Source organism: Dermatophilaceae bacterium Soc4.6 (assembly GCA_039889245.1).
Classification (GTDB): Bacteria; Actinomycetota; Actinomycetes; order Actinomycetales; family Dermatophilaceae; genus Lapillicoccus.
Genome location: JAZGVH010000002.1, coordinates 2009297 through 2028626 on the forward strand (window position 1 = coordinate 2009297; position 19330 = coordinate 2028626).

General features: G+C 71.2%; 14 protein-coding genes, 1 pseudogene and 2 riboswitches. Of the genes and pseudogenes, 8 read left to right on the top strand and 7 right to left on the bottom strand.

Annotation, left to right across the window (positions count from 1 at the left end; translation table 11 throughout):
- Window positions 1–480: 480 nt before the first annotated feature.
- Window positions 481–882 carry a heavy metal-responsive transcriptional regulator gene (locus V3N99_09260; protein ID MEO3936932.1) on the bottom strand — a complete coding sequence of 134 codons (402 nt, stop codon included), beginning with the start codon at window positions 880–882 and terminating at the stop codon, window positions 481–483.
- 55 nt (window positions 883–937) lie between these two features.
- Here V3N99_09260 and V3N99_09265 point away from each other — a divergent pair, with 55 nt between their 5' ends.
- The 3 genes and pseudogenes from V3N99_09265 (at window position 938) to V3N99_09275 (ending at window position 3682) form a co-directional block, all read left to right on the top strand.
- The gene (locus tag V3N99_09265) at window positions 938–1087 is read left to right on the top strand and encodes a hypothetical protein (GenBank protein ID MEO3936933.1); all 150 of its coding nucleotides are present in this window, start codon (window positions 938–940) and stop codon (window positions 1085–1087) included.
- Between the two features lie 306 nt (window positions 1088–1393).
- Window positions 1394–2746, top strand: a complete 1353-nt coding sequence (locus tag V3N99_09270) for an NAD(P)/FAD-dependent oxidoreductase (protein MEO3936934.1) — start codon at window positions 1394–1396, stop codon at window positions 2744–2746.
- A gap of 243 nt (window positions 2747–2989) precedes the next feature.
- Window positions 2990–3682 (top strand): annotated as a pseudogene (locus V3N99_09275) (transposase).
- Between the two features lie 297 nt (window positions 3683–3979).
- Here V3N99_09275 and V3N99_09280 read toward each other — a convergent pair.
- Complete coding sequence (locus V3N99_09280) at window positions 3980–4564, bottom strand: histidine phosphatase family protein (protein MEO3936935.1); 585 nt, start codon at window positions 4562–4564, stop codon at window positions 3980–3982.
- Window positions 4565–4624: 60 nt separating this feature from the next.
- Here V3N99_09280 and V3N99_09285 point away from each other — a divergent pair, with 60 nt between their 5' ends.
- Together V3N99_09285 and cobF are read left to right on the top strand one after the other, a co-directional pair.
- Window positions 4625–6076: a cobyric acid synthase gene (locus tag V3N99_09285; GenBank protein MEO3936936.1), complete on the top strand. Its 1452-nt coding sequence runs from the start codon at window positions 4625–4627 to the stop codon at window positions 6074–6076.
- Window positions 6073–6855: a precorrin-6A synthase (deacetylating) gene (gene cobF / locus V3N99_09290; GenBank protein ID MEO3936937.1), complete on the top strand. Its 783-nt coding sequence runs from the start codon at window positions 6073–6075 to the stop codon at window positions 6853–6855. Before V3N99_09285 ends, cobF begins: the two co-directional genes overlap by 4 nt.
- Window positions 6856–6877: 22 nt before the next feature.
- Here the strand turns inward: cobF and bluB are convergent, their stop codons facing one another.
- Window positions 6878–8635: a 5,6-dimethylbenzimidazole synthase gene (gene bluB, locus V3N99_09295; GenBank protein MEO3936938.1), complete on the bottom strand. Its 1758-nt coding sequence runs from the start codon at window positions 8633–8635 to the stop codon at window positions 6878–6880.
- The gene (cobN, locus tag V3N99_09300; protein ID MEO3936939.1) at window positions 8632–12279 is read right to left on the bottom strand and encodes a cobaltochelatase subunit CobN; all 3648 of its coding nucleotides are present in this window, start codon (window positions 12277–12279) and stop codon (window positions 8632–8634) included. Before cobN ends, bluB begins: the two co-directional genes overlap by 4 nt.
- A gap of 57 nt (window positions 12280–12336) precedes the next feature.
- Window positions 12337–12452: riboswitch (cobalamin riboswitch) on the bottom strand.
- Window positions 12453–12493: 41 nt separating this feature from the next.
- On the opposite strand from cobN, the gene V3N99_09305 reads away from it, so the two are divergent.
- Genes V3N99_09305 through V3N99_09315 form a run of 3 tightly spaced genes read left to right on the top strand, consistent with a single transcriptional unit; the run spans window position 12494 to window position 15842 of the window.
- A complete protein-coding gene (locus tag V3N99_09305) occupies window positions 12494–13573 on the top strand; it encodes a cobalamin biosynthesis protein CobG (GenBank protein MEO3936940.1) in 1080 nt (359 codons plus the stop codon).
- Window positions 13570–14271, top strand: a complete 702-nt coding sequence (locus tag V3N99_09310) for a precorrin-8X methylmutase (protein MEO3936941.1) — start codon at window positions 13570–13572, stop codon at window positions 14269–14271. Before V3N99_09305 ends, V3N99_09310 begins: the two co-directional genes overlap by 4 nt.
- Window positions 14268–15842, top strand: a complete 1575-nt coding sequence (locus tag V3N99_09315) for a precorrin-2 C(20)-methyltransferase (protein MEO3936942.1) — start codon at window positions 14268–14270, stop codon at window positions 15840–15842. Before V3N99_09310 ends, V3N99_09315 begins: the two co-directional genes overlap by 4 nt.
- Window position 15843: 1 nt before the next feature.
- On the opposite strand, the gene V3N99_09320 is transcribed toward V3N99_09315, so the two are convergent.
- From V3N99_09320 to cbiE, 3 genes are all read right to left on the bottom strand, one after another.
- Entirely contained in the window at window positions 15844–16950 is a 1107-nt protein-coding gene (locus V3N99_09320; protein ID MEO3936943.1) for a HoxN/HupN/NixA family nickel/cobalt transporter, read from the bottom strand.
- 204 nt (window positions 16951–17154) lie between these two features.
- Window positions 17155–17910 carry an SAM-dependent methyltransferase gene (locus V3N99_09325; GenBank protein ID MEO3936944.1) on the bottom strand — a complete coding sequence of 252 codons (756 nt, stop codon included), beginning with the start codon at window positions 17908–17910 and terminating at the stop codon, window positions 17155–17157.
- Window positions 17907–19184, bottom strand: coding sequence for a precorrin-6y C5,15-methyltransferase (decarboxylating) subunit CbiE (gene cbiE / locus V3N99_09330; protein ID MEO3936945.1), 1278 nt, complete (start codon window positions 19182–19184; stop codon window positions 17907–17909). The genes V3N99_09325 and cbiE overlap by 4 nt, the downstream gene beginning before the upstream one ends.
- Window positions 19185–19187: 3 nt before the next feature.
- Window positions 19188–19317, top strand: a riboswitch (cobalamin riboswitch).
- Window positions 19318–19330: the final 13 nt, after the last annotated feature.

The window sequence follows — 19330 nt, forward strand, 5'->3', positions numbered from 1 at the left end:
TAATCGTGGTCCTCATCGTCGTCCCCTCAGCTGGTCCACCGACCCATTCGGCACCTCGGAGGCAGACCTGAGCCCCCATCCGTGAGCTGGGCGTTCTGGTCGCTGCATACGGATACGGCGGGCGGGGTGGCTCCCGGGCCATCAGGTAGGGCAACCCCCTTCGAACCACGGAGCAGGTGCATCGGCGGGTCGCCCGGGGTTGGGCGAGTATCGACGTCGGGACGGGGCCACCACTGAGTGCGTCTGATCGACCAGACGGGCTCGAGGCTGTGGTCGAGCAAGGTGGTCAACAACGAGGCTGCGATCCTGGCCGCGATCGAGCAGGTCCTGGGCCGACCTCGCCTCGATCCTCGACCACGGTCAGCACAGCACGAGGAACGTCGCGGTCAGCCGCGCCGGGGAGGACGGGTCTCTGACCCAGGGCACCCGCATCAGTCAACACTCCACCACGACTCGGCTCGACCGCTGGCCGGCGGCACGTCAGTCTGGCGGGGCGATGATGTGACAGATCTGCTGGTCGGTGCAGTCCGCTGGGTCAAGCAGCCGACTACGACCGAGGAGCTGCCTGAGCTCCGTCTCGAGAGCGGCCAGCTCGCGCTGTCGCGCCTCAACGTCACCTAGCTTCGTCGCCAGCAACGACTGTACGTGGGCACACGGAACAGCGCCTTCGCGGCGCAGATCGAGGATGCTGGCGACCTCGACCAGGGTGAGGCCCGCTGCCTGCCCGCTGCGGATGAACGCAAGCCGTCCCAGGACCGAGGCGTCGTACTCCCGGTACCCGTTGGGGCCCCGCAGCGGTGGGGGAAGCAAACCCCGGCGCTCGTAGAAGCGGATGGTCTGCGTAGGCACGCCCGCCGCGACGGCTACCTCTCCGATGCGCATGACCTCACCCTACGACTTGACCTTGCACCGCGGATCAAGGTCTAGCGTCGCGGGCATGGACATCACCCTCCTCTACCTAGAGGACTGCCCCAACCGGATGGTCGCGGACGAATGGCTGACCGCCCTTGGCGCAGAGCGCCCCGGCTCTCGCGTGACTCATCATCTGGTCAACACCCGGGCAGAGGCGGTCCTCGACGATGCGTGACCGGAGCGCCACCATCGCGCCGGTCGCAGCAGTCGCCGGAGCGCTCGGACTCTGCTGCGGCCTCCCGGTCCTGCTCTCGCTGGGGGTCGCCGGCGCGATCGCCGGATGGTCACTGCAGAGCTGGGCCCTGATCGGGCTCGGCCTCGTGCTCGCCCCCCTCGGGTGGGCACGAGTGGTCCGAGGCCGACGACATGACAAGTCCTGTCAACAGTCAAGAGCGGCCGCATCCATCAATGCAGGGACCGCCCAGACCACAGGCGGCACCGCCGACATCAGCACCACCGCGACGAAGAGGGAGAACCACCCATGAGCCAGCACTTCGAACTGATCGTCATCGGCGCCGGCATGGCCGGTGTCGCGGCCGCGAACAAGTGCGCAGCCCAGGGGTGGCAGGTGGCCATCGTCGATGCCCTCCCCTACGGCGGCACATGCGCGTTGCGGGGTTGCGATCCGAAGAAGATCCTGCGTCGAGGAGCCGAGATCATCGACAGCGCACGCCTGATGCGCGGCAAGGGCATCGACGACGTGGACCTCTCGATCAACTGGGCCGACCTGATGAAGCACAAGCACGGCTTCACCGACCCGCTTCCCCAGAACATGGAAGACGGGCTGACGAGCAGTGGCGTCACCACCTTGCACGGCCACGCCAGGTTCACCGGTTCACGCCAGCTCGAGATCGATGGCGTCTCCTACGACGCGGATCGCTTCCTGGTGGCCACCGGCGCCCGACCCCGCCCCCTGGACTTCCCGGGTCACGAGCACCTGATCGACAGCACCGACTTCCTGGACCTCGATGAGCTCCCGGCCCGGATCGTGTTCGTCGGCGGTGGTTTCATCTCCTTCGAGTTCGCCCATATCGCGGCCCGGGCCGGCAGCTCGCCGGTCATTGTCGACCGTGGCGAGCGTCCGTTGAAGGGCTTCGACCCTGATCTCGTCGAGCTCCTGGTCCAGCGCGGCCAGCAGGTCGGCATCGACCTGCGTCGCACCACCACGATCGTGGACGTGCAGCCCTGCGAAGGTGGCTACCAGGTCACTCTCGAGCACGCCGGCACCCACGAGAGGATCGAGACCGACCTGGTCGTCCACGGCGCGGGACGGGTCGCCGACCTCGCCGACCTGGGTCTCGACGCCGCCGGCGTCGAGTGGGGAGAGCGCGGCATCCAGGTCGCGGACCACCTGCAGAACATGACCAACCCGGCGATCTGGGCCGCCGGGGACTCTGCCGACACCGACGGGATGCCGCTGACCCCGGTCGCGGTCTTCGAGGCCAAGGTCGCCGCGTCCAACATGATCAAGGACACCACCACAACCCCGGACTACGCGGGCATCCCGACGGCGGTCTTCACGATCCCCGAGCTCGCGCGCGTCGGCATGCTCGAGTCCGATGCCCGCACCGCCGGGATCGACCTCGCCGTGCGCTACTCCGACACCAGCGGCTGGTACTCCAACTACCGGATCGGGGAGACCACCGCGGCAGCGAAGATCCTCATCGACCAGTCAACCGACAAGATCGTGGGCGCTCACCTCCTCGGACCCGAGTACGGCGAGCTGATCAACACCCTCGGTCTGGCCATCAAGGTCGGCCTCACCACCCGCCAGCTCAAGTCCGCGACTGCGGCCTACCCCACCGTCGGATCCGACCTCGGATCCATGCTCTGAGAAGCCGCACTGATGCCCGATGGAGAAAGGCGAACCTCCACCGGGACGCCCCAGCGCCGGCGATCAACGCCCTCGATTGCGCACGCACTAAGCCCACCGATCAGGGGATCCTGGGGCCGATTTGAGCGCGGTGTAGGAAGAACCCCTCTGGGGCCCGTCTCCTGCGTCTCCTTGGCCGCGCGGGGCGGACCCGTCGGTGGTGTGGGCGCGCGCGCAAGTCCTGTTGCTGTCTGCCGCCACGGACTCATCCGCGAGTCCGTCCGCCTGGTCCTGCAGGAGCTGATCGAGGCCGAAGCGGCTGAGGTCATCAGCGCCCGCCGCTATGAACGCACCGAGGGCCACACCACCGACCGCAGCGGCCACCGCCCGAGAGGGTGCACGACGAAAGCCGGCGACGTCCAGCTCGCGATCCCGAAGCTGCGGGCCGGCCCAGCCCGGCGCCGGCGGGCAGGTCGTGTCGCAGGCCGTCGTCGTCGCGAAGTCCTGGGTCTCGACGTGGGTGACAGCGAGGACGAGGTGTTCTGGCGGGCGTTCCTGACCGGGCTGACGAAGCAGCCTGGCCGGGGTGCGGCTGGTCATCTCCGACCAGCATGCCGGCCTTGTCGCCGCTCTCGGGCGAGCGTTCCAGGGGTCACGCACCAGCGGTGCCGGGTCCACTTCGCCTGCAACCTGCTCGCCCACGTCCCCCAAGTCAGGTCGAGATGGCCGCGACGTGGGACCGGGTCCGGGACCATCTCCCCTCCAGATTCCCCAAGATCGGGCCGCCGATGGACGACGGCAAAGCGGGGGTTTTGGCGTTCCCCACGTTCCGCGGGCCCGCTGGCGTCCGCCGTCATCCGCCCCATCAGCGCGCTCCTGTCTGGCACCCACGACGAATGGCAGACCGACGAGAGGGGCTATCTCTCCGAAGCCTCCATGGCCCACCTCTACCCCGACGGCACCCCGACCAGCGACACTGACACCAGCGCGATCACCAGCGGCACGTCGGCACCGAGGACCACCTCGAAGCCCACCACCCAGCGGGGCGCAGTCCCAGGCGGTGTACGAGTCCAATGACCTCGTGCTGCACTACGACCCTGCTGTGCGCCGCGTCACTACTACGGCCGCCGCAGCGTGTGTCCGTCATCGTGTCCGAATGGGGACTTGCTCACTCAGGACACACCTCCTCACGATCGATCTGCGGGAGCTCAATGACGCTCGGGCTGCTTCTCAGGAGGTAGCGCAACCTCGCCCTCAGTCCTGTCGACCGAGCTGGACCGACGTCACGCTCCCGTTGGGCAAGCTGTCCCAGTGCAGGTCACGATGACCACGACCCAGCAGCCACGCCCGTGCCACCCTGATCGCGTCGCCGTGACTCACCAGCACGAGGTGCTGCCCTCGGCCGGAGTCCCGTGTCGGTCTCGGCACCTCCCGCTCGAGAAACCGGCCCATGCGTCGATAGACGTCGGCGGTGCTCTCTCCCCCACCCCAGCGAATGTCGCCGACGTGCATGTCGGGCGGGGTCGGCTCGGCCTGCAGGGAGCGGGCCAGCCTGCCCTCGAGGCGACCGAGGGACTGCTCACGCAGGGCCTCGTCGTGGAGCACCGGGAGTCCGATGCGGGTGCCGATCACCGAGGCGGTCTTGGCGGCACGGACCAGGTCGCTGCTCCACAGAACCGCGGGACCGTCGAGCAGACCGGCGACCGTGGTGGCTGCCCTCACCGCCTGACTCCGGCCGAGCTCCGTGAGGGGAGGGTGGATGGTCTGACCCTGAAGGCGCCCCTCCCTGTTCCAGGTCGACTGCCCGTGGCGGACCAGGTGGACGTGGACGGTGGGCACGTGGTCAGGCTAGGGCCGAGGCTGATCAGCAGGTGAGCCGGGCACCGGTAGGCTCACTGCGTGGCTGGCCTCCTCGTGACCGGGACGACGTCGGACGCCGGCAAGTCACTCGTCGTCACCGGCATCTGCCGGGCGTGGGCCCGTGCCGGCGTGCGCGTCGCACCTTTCAAGAGCCAGAACATGTCCAACAACTCGATGGTCTGCGTCGACGGCTCGGAGATCGGGAGGGCGCAGTACCTCCAGGCGCAGGCCGCCCGCGTGGTGGCGTCGTCGCTTCACAACCCGGTGCTGCTCAAGCCCGGCTCGGACCGTCGCGCCTTCGTCGTGCTGCGCGGGCGTCCGGCCGGCGAGCTGGGCGCAGGTGAGTACGCCGCCGGGCGCGCGCACCTGTCCGAGGCGGCATACGAGGCTTACGAGGAGCTGGCCAGCTCGGTCGACGTCGTTGTGTGCGAGGGCGCGGGATCGCCGGCCGAGGTCAACCTGCGCGCCGGTGACTACGTCAACATGGGTCTGGCCCAACGCTTTCGGCTGCCGACCCTCGTCGTCGCGGACATCGACCGCGGTGGCGCACTGGCTGCCGTCGTCGGCACCTGGACCCTGCTGTCCCCGCAGGACCGGGCACTGGTGCGCGGCTATGTGATGAACAAGTTCCGAGGAGACCACGACGTCCTCGCGCCGGGGTTGGGAGTCATCTCCGACCGCACCGGCCTGCCCTGGCTGGGTACGATCCCGTGGCTCGACGACGTCTGGATCGACTCCGAGGACGCCCTGTCGGTCGGGCGCTGGAGCACGCCCGCGCCCGACGCCTCGGCGCCCGATCCCCTGCGGGTGGCCGTGGTGCGCTTTCCCCGCACCTCCAACGCCACCGACGTCGACGCCTTGGCCGCCGAGCCGGGGGTCGAGGTCCAGGTGACGACCGACCTGTCCGTATGCCGCGACGCCGACCTCCTGGTCCTGCCGGGCTCGCGGGCCACGGTGTCCGACCTCGCCTGGCTGCGCGCTCGGGGGCTCGCCGACGTCGTCGCCTCACGGGTAGCGGCGGAGCGTCCTGTCCTCGGTGTGTGCGGGGGCTACGAGATGCTCGGGTCGAGCATCGACGACCCCGTCGAGTCGTCGGCTGGCGTCGTCGCCGGGCTCGGCCACCTCGCGGCGACGACCCGGTTCGGGGTCGACAAGGTGCTGGGTCGCCCGCAGGGGTCCTGGAAGGGTCACCCGGTCAACGGCTACGAGATCCACCACGGTGTGGTGGCGGCCGAGCCCAGCTTTCCCGGGGGGACGACCTCCGGGGCCGTGTGGGGCACCATCTGGCACGGGACGCTGGAGTGCGACGACTTCCGGCGGGCCTGGCTCGCCGAGGTCGCCGCGGCAGCTGGCTCCGCGTGGCAGCCGCAGTCAGGAGCGCCGTCCTTCGCCTCGCGCCGGGAGGCGATGATCGACCTGCTCGCCGACGCCGTCACCGCGCACCTCGACCTCGACCGGCTGCTCGCGTGGGCGAGGGGCGAGCCGGGATGAGCACCGTTGGCCCCCGGAGGGTCTGGGTCATCGGCATCGGGGCCGGCTCACCCGAGCACGTCACCCAGCAGGCCATCTCGGCCCTCAACGAGGTCGACCACTTCCTCGTCGCTGACAAGGGCGAAACCACCGGGCAGCTGGTCGCGCTCCGTCGTGCGGTGTGCGACCGCTTCATCGACCCCTCTCGCAGCTACGAGCTCGTGACCGTGGCCGACCCGGAGCGCGGGCCCGATGCCCGGCGGGGCACGGAGGCATACGAGCATGGTGTGGCCGACTGGCACGCCGCACGGGCGGCGACCTACGTGCGGATCATCGAGGGGCTGGCTCCGGATGCCGTCGTCGGCTTCCTCGTCTGGGGCGACCCCGCCTTCTACGACAGCACGATCCGCATCGTCGAGTCCATCGCCGCGCGCACGCCGCTCGACGTTCAGGTCGTGCCCGGCATCTCGGCCTTCCAGGCCCTGGCCGCAGCGCACAAGATGGTCCTGCACGGAGTCGGGCAGCCGGTCCACGTCACCACCGGACGGCGCCTGGCGCAGGAGTGGCGGCCCGACCTGGGGACCGTGGTGGTGATGCTCGACGGGCGCCTCGCCTGCCGTGAGCTCGTCGCCCGCGCGCCGGAGCTGGTGATCAGGTGGGGCGCCTACCTCGGCATGCCCCAGGAAGAGCTGAGGGCCGGCCGGCTCGCCGACGTCATCGACGAGCTCGTCGCCGTGCGGGCGACCCTGCGCGAACGTCACGGCTGGATCATGGACGTCTACACGCTGTCCGCCTCTTGACTGACTCACTGACTGGTGACCGTCAGGGCACGGTCCGGGCGACCATCGTGCGCATCCTCAGCCCCTGCAGCAACAAGGACGCGGCGAAGCTGCCACCGACGCCCTCACCGGCGCGCAACCGCAGGGAGAGAAGGGGCTCCAGCCCCAGCTCGCGCAGCACAGCCGTGTGGGCGCGCTCCCGTGACACCTGGCCGGCGACGAGGTGGGACTGCACCGCCGGCTCGAGGCGGACGGCGAGCACGCCAGCCAGTGAGGTGCACAGCCCGTCGAGCACCACCACCGCGTGAGCTCCGACCGCGCCGAGGACGACACCGGTGAGAGCGGCGACCTCGGGACCGCCGAGGGTGCGCAGGCAGATGTCGACGTGGTCGCGGGGAGCACCTGCCTCGGCCCGGACACGCGCGGTGCGCGCCAGCGCGGCGGCAACCACCTCTTGCTTGCGCTCGAGGATGCCGCTGTCAGCCCCTGCTCCGAGTCCGACGGCCTCGCTCGGAGTGAGCCCGAGCAGTGCGCAGGCCAGGGCCGCGGCAACCGTGGTGTTGCCGATGCCCACCTCGCCGAGGACGACCAGCCCGGTCCGCGCGGCGCGTCGGCCCACCGCGCGACCACCCTCGACGAGCCGCTCCACGTCAGCTGCGGAGAGGGCGTCGCTCGAGGCGAGGTCACCGCGCGGGTCCAGGGGGCGCAAGGCCTGCGCACCCGGCAGGGCGGGGCCGTCCAGCCCTGCGTCGACAACGGTCACATCCAGCCCGGCGGAGGCGGCGGCCACCGCCCCCATCGAGGAGCCCGCGACGGCTGCGGCTGCGACGTCGCGGGTCACGTGGGTCGGGTAGGCGCTCACCCCGAGCGCGGCCACCGGGTGGTCGGAGGCGGCCAGCACCAGCGTCCCACCGACGACCGGGCACACGGCCACGGACTCCACCCGGTTGAGCACACGGTCGAGCACGCCGAGGGCCTCGGGCGGGGCCAGGATCTCGTCCGCACCGTCCGTGGCCTCCACGAGGCGTGCCTGCGTGGGCCCTCGCAGGTGTGACTCGGGAGGCGCCGTGGCCCGGTCGGCGGCCGGCCAGCGGTCGTGCATCACGACCTCCGACAGCGGTACCCTCCGGGACCAGGCGGCACGTTCCAGACCGGGGTCCGGAGGGCGCTCGTCCGGCCACCCGAGGCACAGCCACCCCAGGGTCTCCACGCCCGGCGGGAGCTCGAGCAGGCTGGCCAGCTCGCTCGGGTCGAAGAGGGTCACCCAGCCCAGGCCGAGGCCGTGGGCGCGGGCGGTCAGCCACATGTTCTCGATGGCGCAGGCACTCGACCAGAGGTCGGCGTCGGGGAAGGTCGCCCGCCCTAGCACCCCACGGGCCGACGTCCGCCGGTCGCAGGCCACGACGATCCCGACCGGCGCCTCCCGCAGCCCCTCGAGCTTGAGGTCGAGGAGCCTTGCTGCGCGGTCGTCGTCGAGGTGCTCGGCCTGGGCCAGTCGCGCCCGGTCGGCCAGGTGCGCGGCTCGCTCACGGACGGACCGATCTCGCACGACGACGAACCGCCACGGTTGGGAGTGGCCGACGCTCGGCCCGCGGTGCCCCGCGGCCAGCACCTCGTCGAGCAGGTCGTCGGGCACCGGGTCGGGCCGGTAGCGTCGGATGTCACGGCGACCGGACACGACCGCCGCGAGCGCCCGGACGACGTCGTCGCCCATGGCCCACCCCCGCGGGTCCTGCGCCCGCTCGCGCGCGCTCGTCGCGTCTCCCACGACGGGGACCGGCCGCGACCAGGTGCCGCTCACGCCTCCAGCTGCCCCTCGACATCGAGATAGACCTGCTGCATGGCCTCGACGACGGCGGGGTCCGGCTCGGCCCACAGGCCTCGCTCCGCGGCCTCACCGAGCTTTTCGACGATGCCGCGCAGAGCCCAAGGGTTGGCGTGACGCATGAACGCCTGGTTGGTGTCATCAAGGACGTACTCCCGGGCGATCGACTCGTACATCCAGTCGGGCACGACCCCGGCCGTCGCGTCGAAGCCGAAGAGGTAGTCGACGGTGGCGGCGAGCTCGAACGCACCCTTGTAGCCGTGCCTCTGCATGGCTGCGATCCAGCGCGGGTTGACCACGCGGGAGCGGAAGACGCGGTTGGTCTCCTCCTGGAGGGTCCGCGTCCGCACGGCCTCGGGCGACGTGGAGTCGCCGACATAGGCGCGCGGCTCCGTACCGGTCAGGGCGCGGACAGTGGCGACCATGCCCCCGTGGTACTGGAAGTAGTCGTCGGAGTCGAGGATGTCGGACTCGCGGTTGTCGACGTTCTTCGCCGCGACCTGGATGCGGCGGTAGTTGCGCTCCATGTCGTCGCGGGCCGGCACACCATCGAGTCCGCGACCGTAGGCGAAGCCTCCCCAGGTCGTGTAGACCTCGGCGAGGTCGGCGTCGTCACGCCACGTGCCCGACTCGACGACCTGGAGGATGCCTGCGCCGTACGCCCCTGGTTTGGAGCCGAAAATTCTTGTGCGAGAGCGTCGTTCGTCACCGTGGACCTCGAGGTCGGCCAGAGCGTGCTTGCGCACGAAGTTCTGCTCGACCGGCTCGTCGAGATCGGCCACCAGCACGACCGCGTCGTCGAGCAGCGCGATGACGTGCGGGAAGGCGTCACGGAAGAAGCCCGAGATCCTCACGGTGACGTCGACGCGGGGGCGCCCCAACTCCTCCAGCGACAGCGTCTCCAGTCCGACGACCCGCCGCGACTGCTCGTCCCATACCGGGACGACTCCCATCAGGGCGAGGACCTCGCCGATGTCGTCACCCGACGTCCTCATGGCCGAGGTGCCCCATACCGACAGCCCGACGGACTCCGGCAGACGACCCTCGTCCTCGACGAAGCGGTCCAGGAGCGACTGGGCCATCGCGGCACCGGTCTGGTAGGCGAGCCGCGACGGGATCGCCTTGGGGTCGACCGAGTAGAAGTTGCGTCCGGTGGGGAGCACGTTGACCAGTCCCCGCAGCGGGGACCCTGACGGGCCGGCGGGCACGTAGCCCCCCTCGAGGGCGTGGAGCACCATAGGCAGCTCCCGGGTCGTCGCCGCGAGACGAGGGACAACCTCCTCGCACGCGAACACCAGTGCCGCCTCGACCCCGGGCGAGGGCTGCCCGCAGACGGTCTGCACGATGCCGGGCACGGCGGCAGCGTCCCACGACGACTCCGCGAGTCCGTGGACGAGGTCACGGGCAAGCTCCTCGACCCGGTCGGTCTCCGCGGTGGAGGCCCCCTCGACCAGGCCCAGGGCCGAGCGCAGCCCCGACACCCCTGAGTCGCGCCCACCGAAGACCTGCCCCGCCCGCAGGACCGCCAGCACGAGGTTGACCAGCCCCTCCCCCGTCGGCGCCTCACCGAGCACGTGGAGGCCGTCACGGATCTGCACGTCCTTGATCTCGCAGAGCCACCCGTCGACGTGGAGGATGAAGTCGTCGAAGGACTCGTCGTCGGGCCGCTCGGACAGGCCGAGGTCCTGGTCCATCTTGGCCGCCTGGATGAGGGTCCAGATCTCGCCGCGGAGCGCGGGAGCCTTGGCCGGGTCCATCGCCACGACGTTGCCGTACTCGTCGAGCAGCTGCTCGAGCCGAGCGACGTCGCCGTAGGTCTCGGCCCGAGCCATGGGCGGCACGAGGTGGTCGACGATCGTCGCGTGGGCGCGGCGCTTGGCCTGCGTCCCCTCACCCGGGTCGTTGACGAGGAACGGATAGATCAGCGGGAGCGACCCGAGGGCCGCGTCGGTACCGCACGAGGCCGACATCGCGAGGTTCTTGCCCGAGAGCCACTCCAGGTTGCCGTGCTTGCCGACGTGGACGGCGGCGTGCGCGCCGAACTCCTCCTCGAGCCAGCGATAGGTCGCGAGGTAGTGATGCGTGGGCGGCAGGTCCGGGTCGTGGTAGATGGCGATGGGGTTCTCTCCGAAGCCCCGCGGGGGCTGGACGAGGATAGCGAGGTTACCCGAGACCATGGCTGCGCAGACGATCTCGCCATCGGGGTCGACGGTCCGGTCGACGTAGAGCGACCCGGGGGCCGGTCCCCAGTGCGACGTCATGGCCTCCCGCAGGTCCTCGGGGAGCCGATCGAACCACGCAGCGTAGGTCGCCGCGGAGATGCGCACCTGGGCTCCGCTCACCTGCTCCTGCGTCAGCCACTCGGGGTCTTGGCCCCCGGCGGCGATCAGGGCGTGGATGAGGGCGTTGCCAGCAGTCGTGTCAGGAGCCTCCCCCTCCACCGCCGGCACGTCGTCGAGACCGGGTATGCCGCCGCGCCCACCGAGGTCGTAGCCGGCCTCCCGCATGGCCCGCAGCAGCCGGATGGTGGAGACCGGCGTGTCGAGGCCCACGGCGTTGCCGATGCGCGAGTGCTTGGTGGGGTAAGCCGACAGGATGAGGGCGACCCGCCGCTCCTCATTCGGTGTGTGCCGCAGGCGCGCGTGCTTGACGGCGATCCCTGCGACCCGGGCACACCGCTCGGGGTCGGCTGCGTAGTAGGGCAGCCCGTCGGCGTCGTTCTCCTTGAAGGAGAACGGCACTGTGATGATCCGGCCGTCGAACTCCGGTACGGCGACCTGGGTAGCGACGTCGAGCGGAGTCATCCCCTCGCTGGACTCGAGCCAGTCGGCGCGGCTCCAGGTCAGGCACAGGCCCTGGAGGATCGGGATGTCGAGCTCGGCCAGTGCCTGCACGTCCCACGCCTCGTCGTCCCCACCTGCCTGGGCCGTCGCCGGCTTGGTGCCGCCGGCGGCGAGTACGGTCGTGATGAGCGTGTCGAGGGTGCCGAGACACTCCAGCAGGTCGCCGGGCGCGTTCCTCAGAGTGGTCGCGAAGATCGGCACCCCCTCGCCGCCCGCCGCGTCGACCGCGTCACACAGGGCGTAAGCGTAGGCGGTGTTGCCGGCCGCGTGCTGGGCGCGGTAGAAGAGCACGCCGACGCGGGGCCGGCGCTCGATCACCGCGGACGCCTCCCCTGTCGTGGCCGGCCGGTCGAGGACGCCCCACGCCGGGAGCTCGACCGGAGCCTCGAAACCCTCTCCAGTCAGCAGGAGGGTGTCAGACAGGAACCCGTGCAGGTTGCGGAGGTTGCCGGCGCCCCCCTGCGCAAGGTAGCGGTGGGCCTCGCGCACGACTCCTGCCGGGACGTTGCGTGACATCTCCATCAACGCCGCGTTGGGTGCCTGCTCGCCGCCGAGGACGACGACGGGGACACCCGTCTCGGCGATGCGCCGGAAGCCGGAGCAGAGGTCCTGCGGGTCACCGAGGATGCGGGCGACGACGACGTCCACCCTGGCCAGGGTGTCGGAGAGGTCGGTGTGCCCGGGCCGGGAGGGATTGGCCCAGACAAAGTCGCCACCGCTCGCTCGCGCGCTGAGCAGATCTGTGTCCGACGTGGAGAAGAGGGCAATACGGGGCATCGACGAGCTCCTTCGCCGGAGTCCGCGCTCCAGCTGCCATGAGGCCGCACACCGGTCGGGTGCGGCAGTGTCGACGACGTTCCTGGCTTCCCACTCTCGTGGGTCACAGTGGCGGGACCGTCCCGGAATCGCACCGGGTTCCGCCGTGCGGCACCGCGCACACCATAGCGGTCGGGGTCCTTCGACCCCCCGACGGCGACCTATGCTCTGCGCCGTGAGTCAACGCCCCGCGCTCGATCGATGCCCGAGCCTGGCACGACCCTTCCGCGCCGACGACGGCGCGCTCGTGCGGCTGCGAGCGCCGGGTGGGCGGCTGCCGGTGGCCACCCTCGTCGAGCTGATGGCCATCGCCACGGAGCACGGCGCCCCCGTGCTCCAGCTCACGAGCCGGGGCAACCTCCAGATCCGCGCGTTGCCGGACCCCCTGCCGCCCTCGCTGGTGCGACGGCTCGAGGCTTCGGGGCTCTTCCCCTCCGCGTCGCACGAGCACACGCGCAACGTCATCGCGTCCCCCTCGGACGCCGACGTCACCCGGCTCGTGGGCGAGCTGGACACCGCCCTCGTGGCCGACCCCGGGCTGGCCGCCCTGCCCGGCCGGTTCCTCTTCGCGGTCAGCAGCCCAGGCGGCGCCGTGCTCGGCGAACCGTGGGACCTGGCCTACGAGGTCATCGACGAGCGGCGAGGACGGGTGCTGGCAGGGCCCTCCGGCGTCGCGGTCCCCCGTGAGGACGCCGTCGCCGAGCTCCTCCGCCGAGCTCACCTCTTCCTGCGCCACCGGCCGAGCGAGCGGGTCTGGAACGTGCGCGACCTGCCGCCCGGCTCTCCCGTCGAGGCGGGCATGACCCCCTATCTCCCCTCCCCCGCCGAGCCGCCGCTCCCAGGCGTCGAGGGTGACGACCTCGTCGCCGGTGTCCCGCTCGGTATGCTCCGTCCCGCCCAGGTCGCCGCCCTCTCGTCCATGACCTCCCGGGTAACGGTCACGCCGTGGCGGTCCATCGTCGTCGAGGGTGGGGCCGGGCACGAGGCGGGACTGGCGGCCGCCGGGTTCGCCACGGAACCACGCTCACCCTGGTCCCGGCTGTCAGCCTGTGTCGGTGCGCCGTCGTGCCGACGCACCGACTCCCCCACCCTTGACCTGACGACGGCTGCGGCAGGTAGCGTGCCGCAGGGTGGCCCCCGCATCCACGTCGTCGGGTGCGAGCGTCGCTGCGGCCACCCGAGCGGTGACCACGTCACCGTGCTCAACCCCGTGTCCGTGCTCGATGTGCTCGCTGCTGCAGGAGAGAACCCGTGACCCAGCTCCATGACGCCCCCGCCTCTCACCCCGAGACGGGTCCACCCCGACGGCACTACGACTACCTGACCGACGGTATGGAAATCTACCGACGCTCGTTCGGCATGATCCGCGAGAGAGCTGAGCTTGGTTCCCTGCCAACGGATCTCGCGACGGTGGTCACTCGGGTCATCCACGCCAGCGGAGACCTCGACATCGTCGCCGACATCGCCGCGTCCCCCGGTGTCGTCGACGCAGCACGGTCCGCGCTGGAGGGCGGCGCCCCGGTCTTCACTGACTCGGTGATGCTGGCCGACGGCATCACCCGGCGACGCCTGCCCGCCCACAACGAGGTGATCTGCACCCTGCGCCACCCCGACGTGCCCGAGCTCGCCGGCCGCTGGTCGACGACCCGCGCGGCCGCAGCCGTGTCGCTGTGGGGAGACGCGCTCGAGGGAGCCGTCGTCGCGATCGGCAATGCCCCGACGGCGCTCTTCCACCTGCTCGAGCTGATCCTCGACGGCGGCCCTCGTCCGGCTGCGGTCGTGGGGATGCCCGTGGGGTTCGTCGGGTCCGCCGAGTCGAAGGTCGCGCTGGCCGAGCACCGGCTACAGGAGGGCGGACAGATCCCCTGGGTCGTCGTCCATGGACACCGCGGCGGGTCCGCGATGGCGGCCGCGACCGTCAACGCCCTCGCGAACCCCTCCGAGCTGGCATGACCTCGCCCCACGACCGACTTCCCGGGCGTCTCTACGGGGTGGGCGTCGGCCCCGGCGATCCCGAGCTGATCACGCTCAAGGCCGCGCGGATCATCGCGGCAGCCGACGTCATCGCCTATCACGCGGGCACGGTCCGATCCTCCATCGCGCGTTCCATCGCCGCAGACCTCATCCCCCCCGGAACCGTCGAGGAGGAGCTGCGCTACCCCGTCACGACGGGCAAGGTCGACCATCCCGGCGGCTACCACGTGTGGCTCGCGGAGTTCTACGAGGAGTGCGCTGCGCGTCTCGAGGTGCACCTCGCTGCCGGTCGGTCGGTCGTGGTCCTCGCCGAAGGTGACCCGATGTTCTACGGGTCCTTCATGTACCTCCACGACCGCCTCGCCCACCGGTACCCCACGGAGGTCGTCCCCGGGGTCACGGCGCTGTCCGGTGCGACCGCCGTTGCGGCACAGTCTCTCTCACGCCACGAAGACGTCCTGACCGTCTTACCCGGGACGCTGCCGGTGCCGGAGCTCGCTCGCCGGCTCGCCGACACCGAGGCGGCGGTGATCATGAAGCTCGGTCGCACCTTCGCCGGCGTCCGGGAGGCCCTGCGACAGGCCGGGGTACTCGACCGCGCCATCTACGTCGAACGCGCCACGCGCGACGGCCAGCGCGTCCTACCGGTCGCCGAGGTCGACGCCGACACCGTCCCCTACATGTCGATCATCGTCGTCCCGGGCCGGGACCTGAGATCCGACTCGGCCGGCCGCGCGTCCGGCACGCCGACGTCGCTCGTCGTCTCGGAGGCCCAGGCACCGGCACCCGTGCCCTCCGCCCCCGCCGGGCGCGTCGCCGGCACCGTGCACGTCGTCGGTCTCGGTCCGGGCCCCGAGCGCTGGCTCACCCCCGACGTCTCAGCGGTCCTCGCCCGCGTGACCCACGTGGTGGGGTACGGACCCTACGTGCAGCGGGTGCCGCAGCGCGAGGGCCTGACCCGTCACGCCAGCGGCAACACGGTGGAGGTCGACCGCGCACGCCTCGCCCTCGACCTCGCTCTCTCGGGGGAGGAGGTGGCCGTCGTCTCCGGCGGTGACGCCGGCATCTTCGGGATGGCCACCGCCGTCTTCGAGGCGGCCCAGGACGAGAGGTACTCCGCCGTCCCCATCGACGTCTACCCGGGTGTGACCGCCGCGACGGCAGCCGCCGCCCTCGCGGGGGCACCCCTCGGTGCCGACTGGTCGATGATGTCGCTGTCGGACCGGCTCAAGCCGTGGGAGGTCATCGAGTCCCGCCTTCGGCACATCGCGCAGGCCGACCTCGTGCTGGCGCTCTACAACCCGCGGTCCCGCTCCCGCCCCGACCTGCTGGGTCGCGCGCAGCAGGTGCTCCTCCAGGTCAAGTCCCCCGACACGACCGTGGTCGTCGCCCGCGGCGTCGGACGCGGCGACGAGGCCCTTCACGTCACGACCCTCGGTGAGCTCGACGCCGACCAGGTCGACATGACCTGCCTGGTCATCGTCGGCGCGTCCTCGACACAGGTGACGCCGTCAGGCCGGGTGTGGACACCTCGTACGGTGCCCTGCTGAGTCAGTCCCGCCGCGCCTGTCGGCCGGGGTCGGCGGCACGAGCCCACCGCTCCTCGACCCGACCCCACCGCCAGTAGGAGACGGCGACCGCCCAGACCATCACGAAGAGCGCCACGACGAGGACGCCGATGTTGCCGAGGTCGATTCCCGCGATCCAGTCGGTCGCCCACGACTCGACACCGAACCGCTCGCGAAGCACGGAGACGAGCTCGATCGACCCGATGACCAGCGCGACGGCCACGGACAGCCCCGTGACGGAGAGGTTGTAGTAGATCTTGCGGACCGGGTGGGAGAAGGCCCAGTCGTAGGCCACCGTCATGAACAGGCCGTCGAGGAAGTCCAGCGCCGACATCCCGGCGGCGAAGAGGAGCGGGAGGAGCAGCACCCCGTACCAGGGCAGCCCGGCCGCCGCCCCCATCCCGGCGAGGACGAGGACGGTCACCTCGGAGGCCGTGTCGAAGCCCACCCCGAACAGCATCCCCACCGGCAGCATCTGCCAGGGGTGCCGGATGGACTGACCGATGCGACCGAGCAGCCGGACGATGAGACCGCGCGACGCGAGGTGCCGCTCCAGGGCCTCGTCGTCGAGCGGACCGTGCCGCATCGAGCGGAAGACCCGCCAGATCCCCAGGAACGCGATGAGGTTGAACAGCCCCATGGCGAGCAGGAAGCCTCCGGACGCCACGGTGCCCAGGGTGCTCAGCACGATGTGAACGCCCGAGTCGTTGCCTGACAGCGTGGCGGCCGCGTGCGAGCCGAAGGCGAGGACCCCGGTGAGCACGAACACCATCCCGGAGTGCCCCATGGCGAACCAGAAGCCGACCGACCGGGGTTGCCCGCCCTCGGCCATCAGCTTGCGGGTCGTGTTGTCGATGGCGGCGATGTGGTCGGCATCCAGGGCGTGGCGCAGACCGAAGACGTAGGCCGTGACCCCCAGACCCACACCGAAGACCTGGGTGCCGACGGCGAGGTGCTGTGGGGCGACGACGAAGACCAGGAGACCGAACCCGACGACGTGCATGAGGACGATGACCGTCCCGTAAGCCGCGACCTCGAGCCAGTCCTCCCGCCGCCAGCGTGTGCGCTGGGGGTGCACGTGTATCGGCACTGTTGTGGTCGTGGCGGGTGACGATGCAGGGTCGTGCGAAGGGGCCACAGCCCATCCTCCTCGGGACGGAACACACGGGACGTGGGCGAGGCGACCGGACTTGCCCCCTCACGCTCGAGGGGGACCACCGTTGCGGGACAGCGCCGGAATCACACCGGACTTCGCTCGGGACCACACACTCGACGGCGTCGAGCACGCGCGACGCTACACCGTCGGTGGGTCCGGCCGCTGCCGACGCGAGTAGAGGTGCGATTCGAGGAAACCCTCGGCGTCGAGCGCCCGGCCCACGATGATGACGGCAGTCTGACGCAGCCCGTGCGTCTCCACCTGGTCGGCGACGTCGGCCAGGGTCGCCCGCAGGACGAGCTCGCCGGGCTGGCTCACCTGTGACCCCACGACGACGGGGCAGTCTGCGCCGTAGTGCGGCACCAGCTCCCGGGCCAGTCGACGGGTGTGTCGGATGGCGAGGTGAAGGACGAGGGTGGCCCCGGTCGACGCGAAGGCGGCAAGGGTCTCACCGGATGGCATCTGCGTCGAATCCTGTTGTGCCCGAGTGAGGACCACCGACTGGGCAACTGCGGGCACGGTGAGCTCTCGGCCCACCAGGGCGGCTGTCGCGGCATACGCAGTCACACCGGGGGTGATGTCCCACGGCACACCGGCGGCGTCGAGCCGTCGGGTCTGCTCGGCCACCGCGGAGAAGACCGACGGGTCGCCGGAGCACAGCCGGGCGACGTCCCTGCCCTCGGCCGAGGCTCGCACGAGGTGCTCGGTGATGGCGTCGAGGTCGAGGTGCTGCGTGTCGACGAGCTCGACCGCCTCGGGGCAGTGTGAGAGCACCTCGGCGTCGAGGTAGGTCCCGGCGTAGAGGCACACGGGGCTGAGGGCGAGCAGCCGCACCGCCCGCAGGGTCAGCAGGTCGGCGGCGCCGGGGCCAGCCCCGATGAAGTGGACGGTCACGAGTTCTCCTGAGGTGGGTGGTGGTCGGGGGACCCGCGGACCGGGCGTAGCGGCTTGGTAGCGCTCCACTGGACAACGGGCCGGGCTGGCGTCCACGACAGATGGGCGCCGAGGGGCAGAGCGTGCTCGACCGCGATGCGGGTCAGGACACCCCCCAGGCGCGTGCAGGCGTCGACGACCGCAGCCTCGGTGGCCAGCGTCACGGCGTGCGCCACGATTCGCCCCCCGGGTGTCAGAGCTGTCCAGGCCCGGTCGACCAGAGCAATCGTGAGGCCGCCGCCGAAGAAGACCGCGTCAGGTGGGTCGAGCACCGGTAAGGCGTCTGCCGTCTCCGCGGTGACAACCTGGACGACGGGATCCGCGCCGAGCGCAGCAGCGTTGGCCCGGATTCGATTGGCGCGCAAAGAATCCCGCTCGACTGCCGTCGTCCTGGCGCCGGGCGCGGCGAGCGCCCACTCGATCCCCACAGCGCCCGACCCTGCCCCGAGGTCCCACAGGTGGGCGCCGCGCACGGGCCGCAGGTGGGCCACGGCGGAGGCACGCAGGTCACGCTTGGTGATCTGACCGTCGTGCTCGAAGGCCGACTCCGGCCTTCCAGGAGCCGGTCCGAGCGACGGTCGGGCCAGCGCGCCCTCGGGGTCGACGAGCACGCACAGGACCACGAGATCCGGTGTCGGACTCTGTCCCCAGCGCGACGCCGTCGCCGTCCGGCCTCCTTCGGCCGCGCCGCCGAGGTGCCACCAGGCCGTGAGCACCGAGTCGCCGCAACCTGCCTCGCACAGCAACGCCGCCACGGCCGCCGGCGTCGAACCGTCCGAGCACAGCACCACGACGCGCTGACCCGGGTCGAGGTGGCCCCTGATCGGCGCGAGAGACCGCCCGACGACCGTGACCACCGCGGTGGACTCCGCCGACCAGCCCATCCGGGCCCGGCCCAGGGTCACGGCCGACAGGGCCGGGTGAAAACGCACGGCGTCGGCACCGAGCAGGTTGACGAGGGTGGTCCCGATGCCGGAGCGCAGCGGGTCACCGCTGGCCAGGACCACGACCGACGCCCCCGCCGGGCCCCCCGCTGCCCCGTGCTCCTCCAGGAGGCCGACCAGGCCCGGGGCGAGGGGGCGCGGCCATGGCACCCGCACCTGACCCTCGACCGGGGGCACGAGAGCGAGGTGCCGCTGGCCGCCGAGGAGGACCCCGGCGCCGAGCACGAGGCGGCGCGATCCTGCGATCAGGTCGGCGAAGCCACCATCTCCGAGTCCCACGACGTCGATCACGCCGGTCACCCTATGTGACATGATGCCGCCCGACGCAGGACGAGGAATTCGGTGTGAATCCGAAGCGGTCCCGCCACTGTGAGCGACCGGTCCGCCGGTCGTGAGCCAGGACGTCATCCTGCGTCACGCCCGCCCGGAACCCTGGT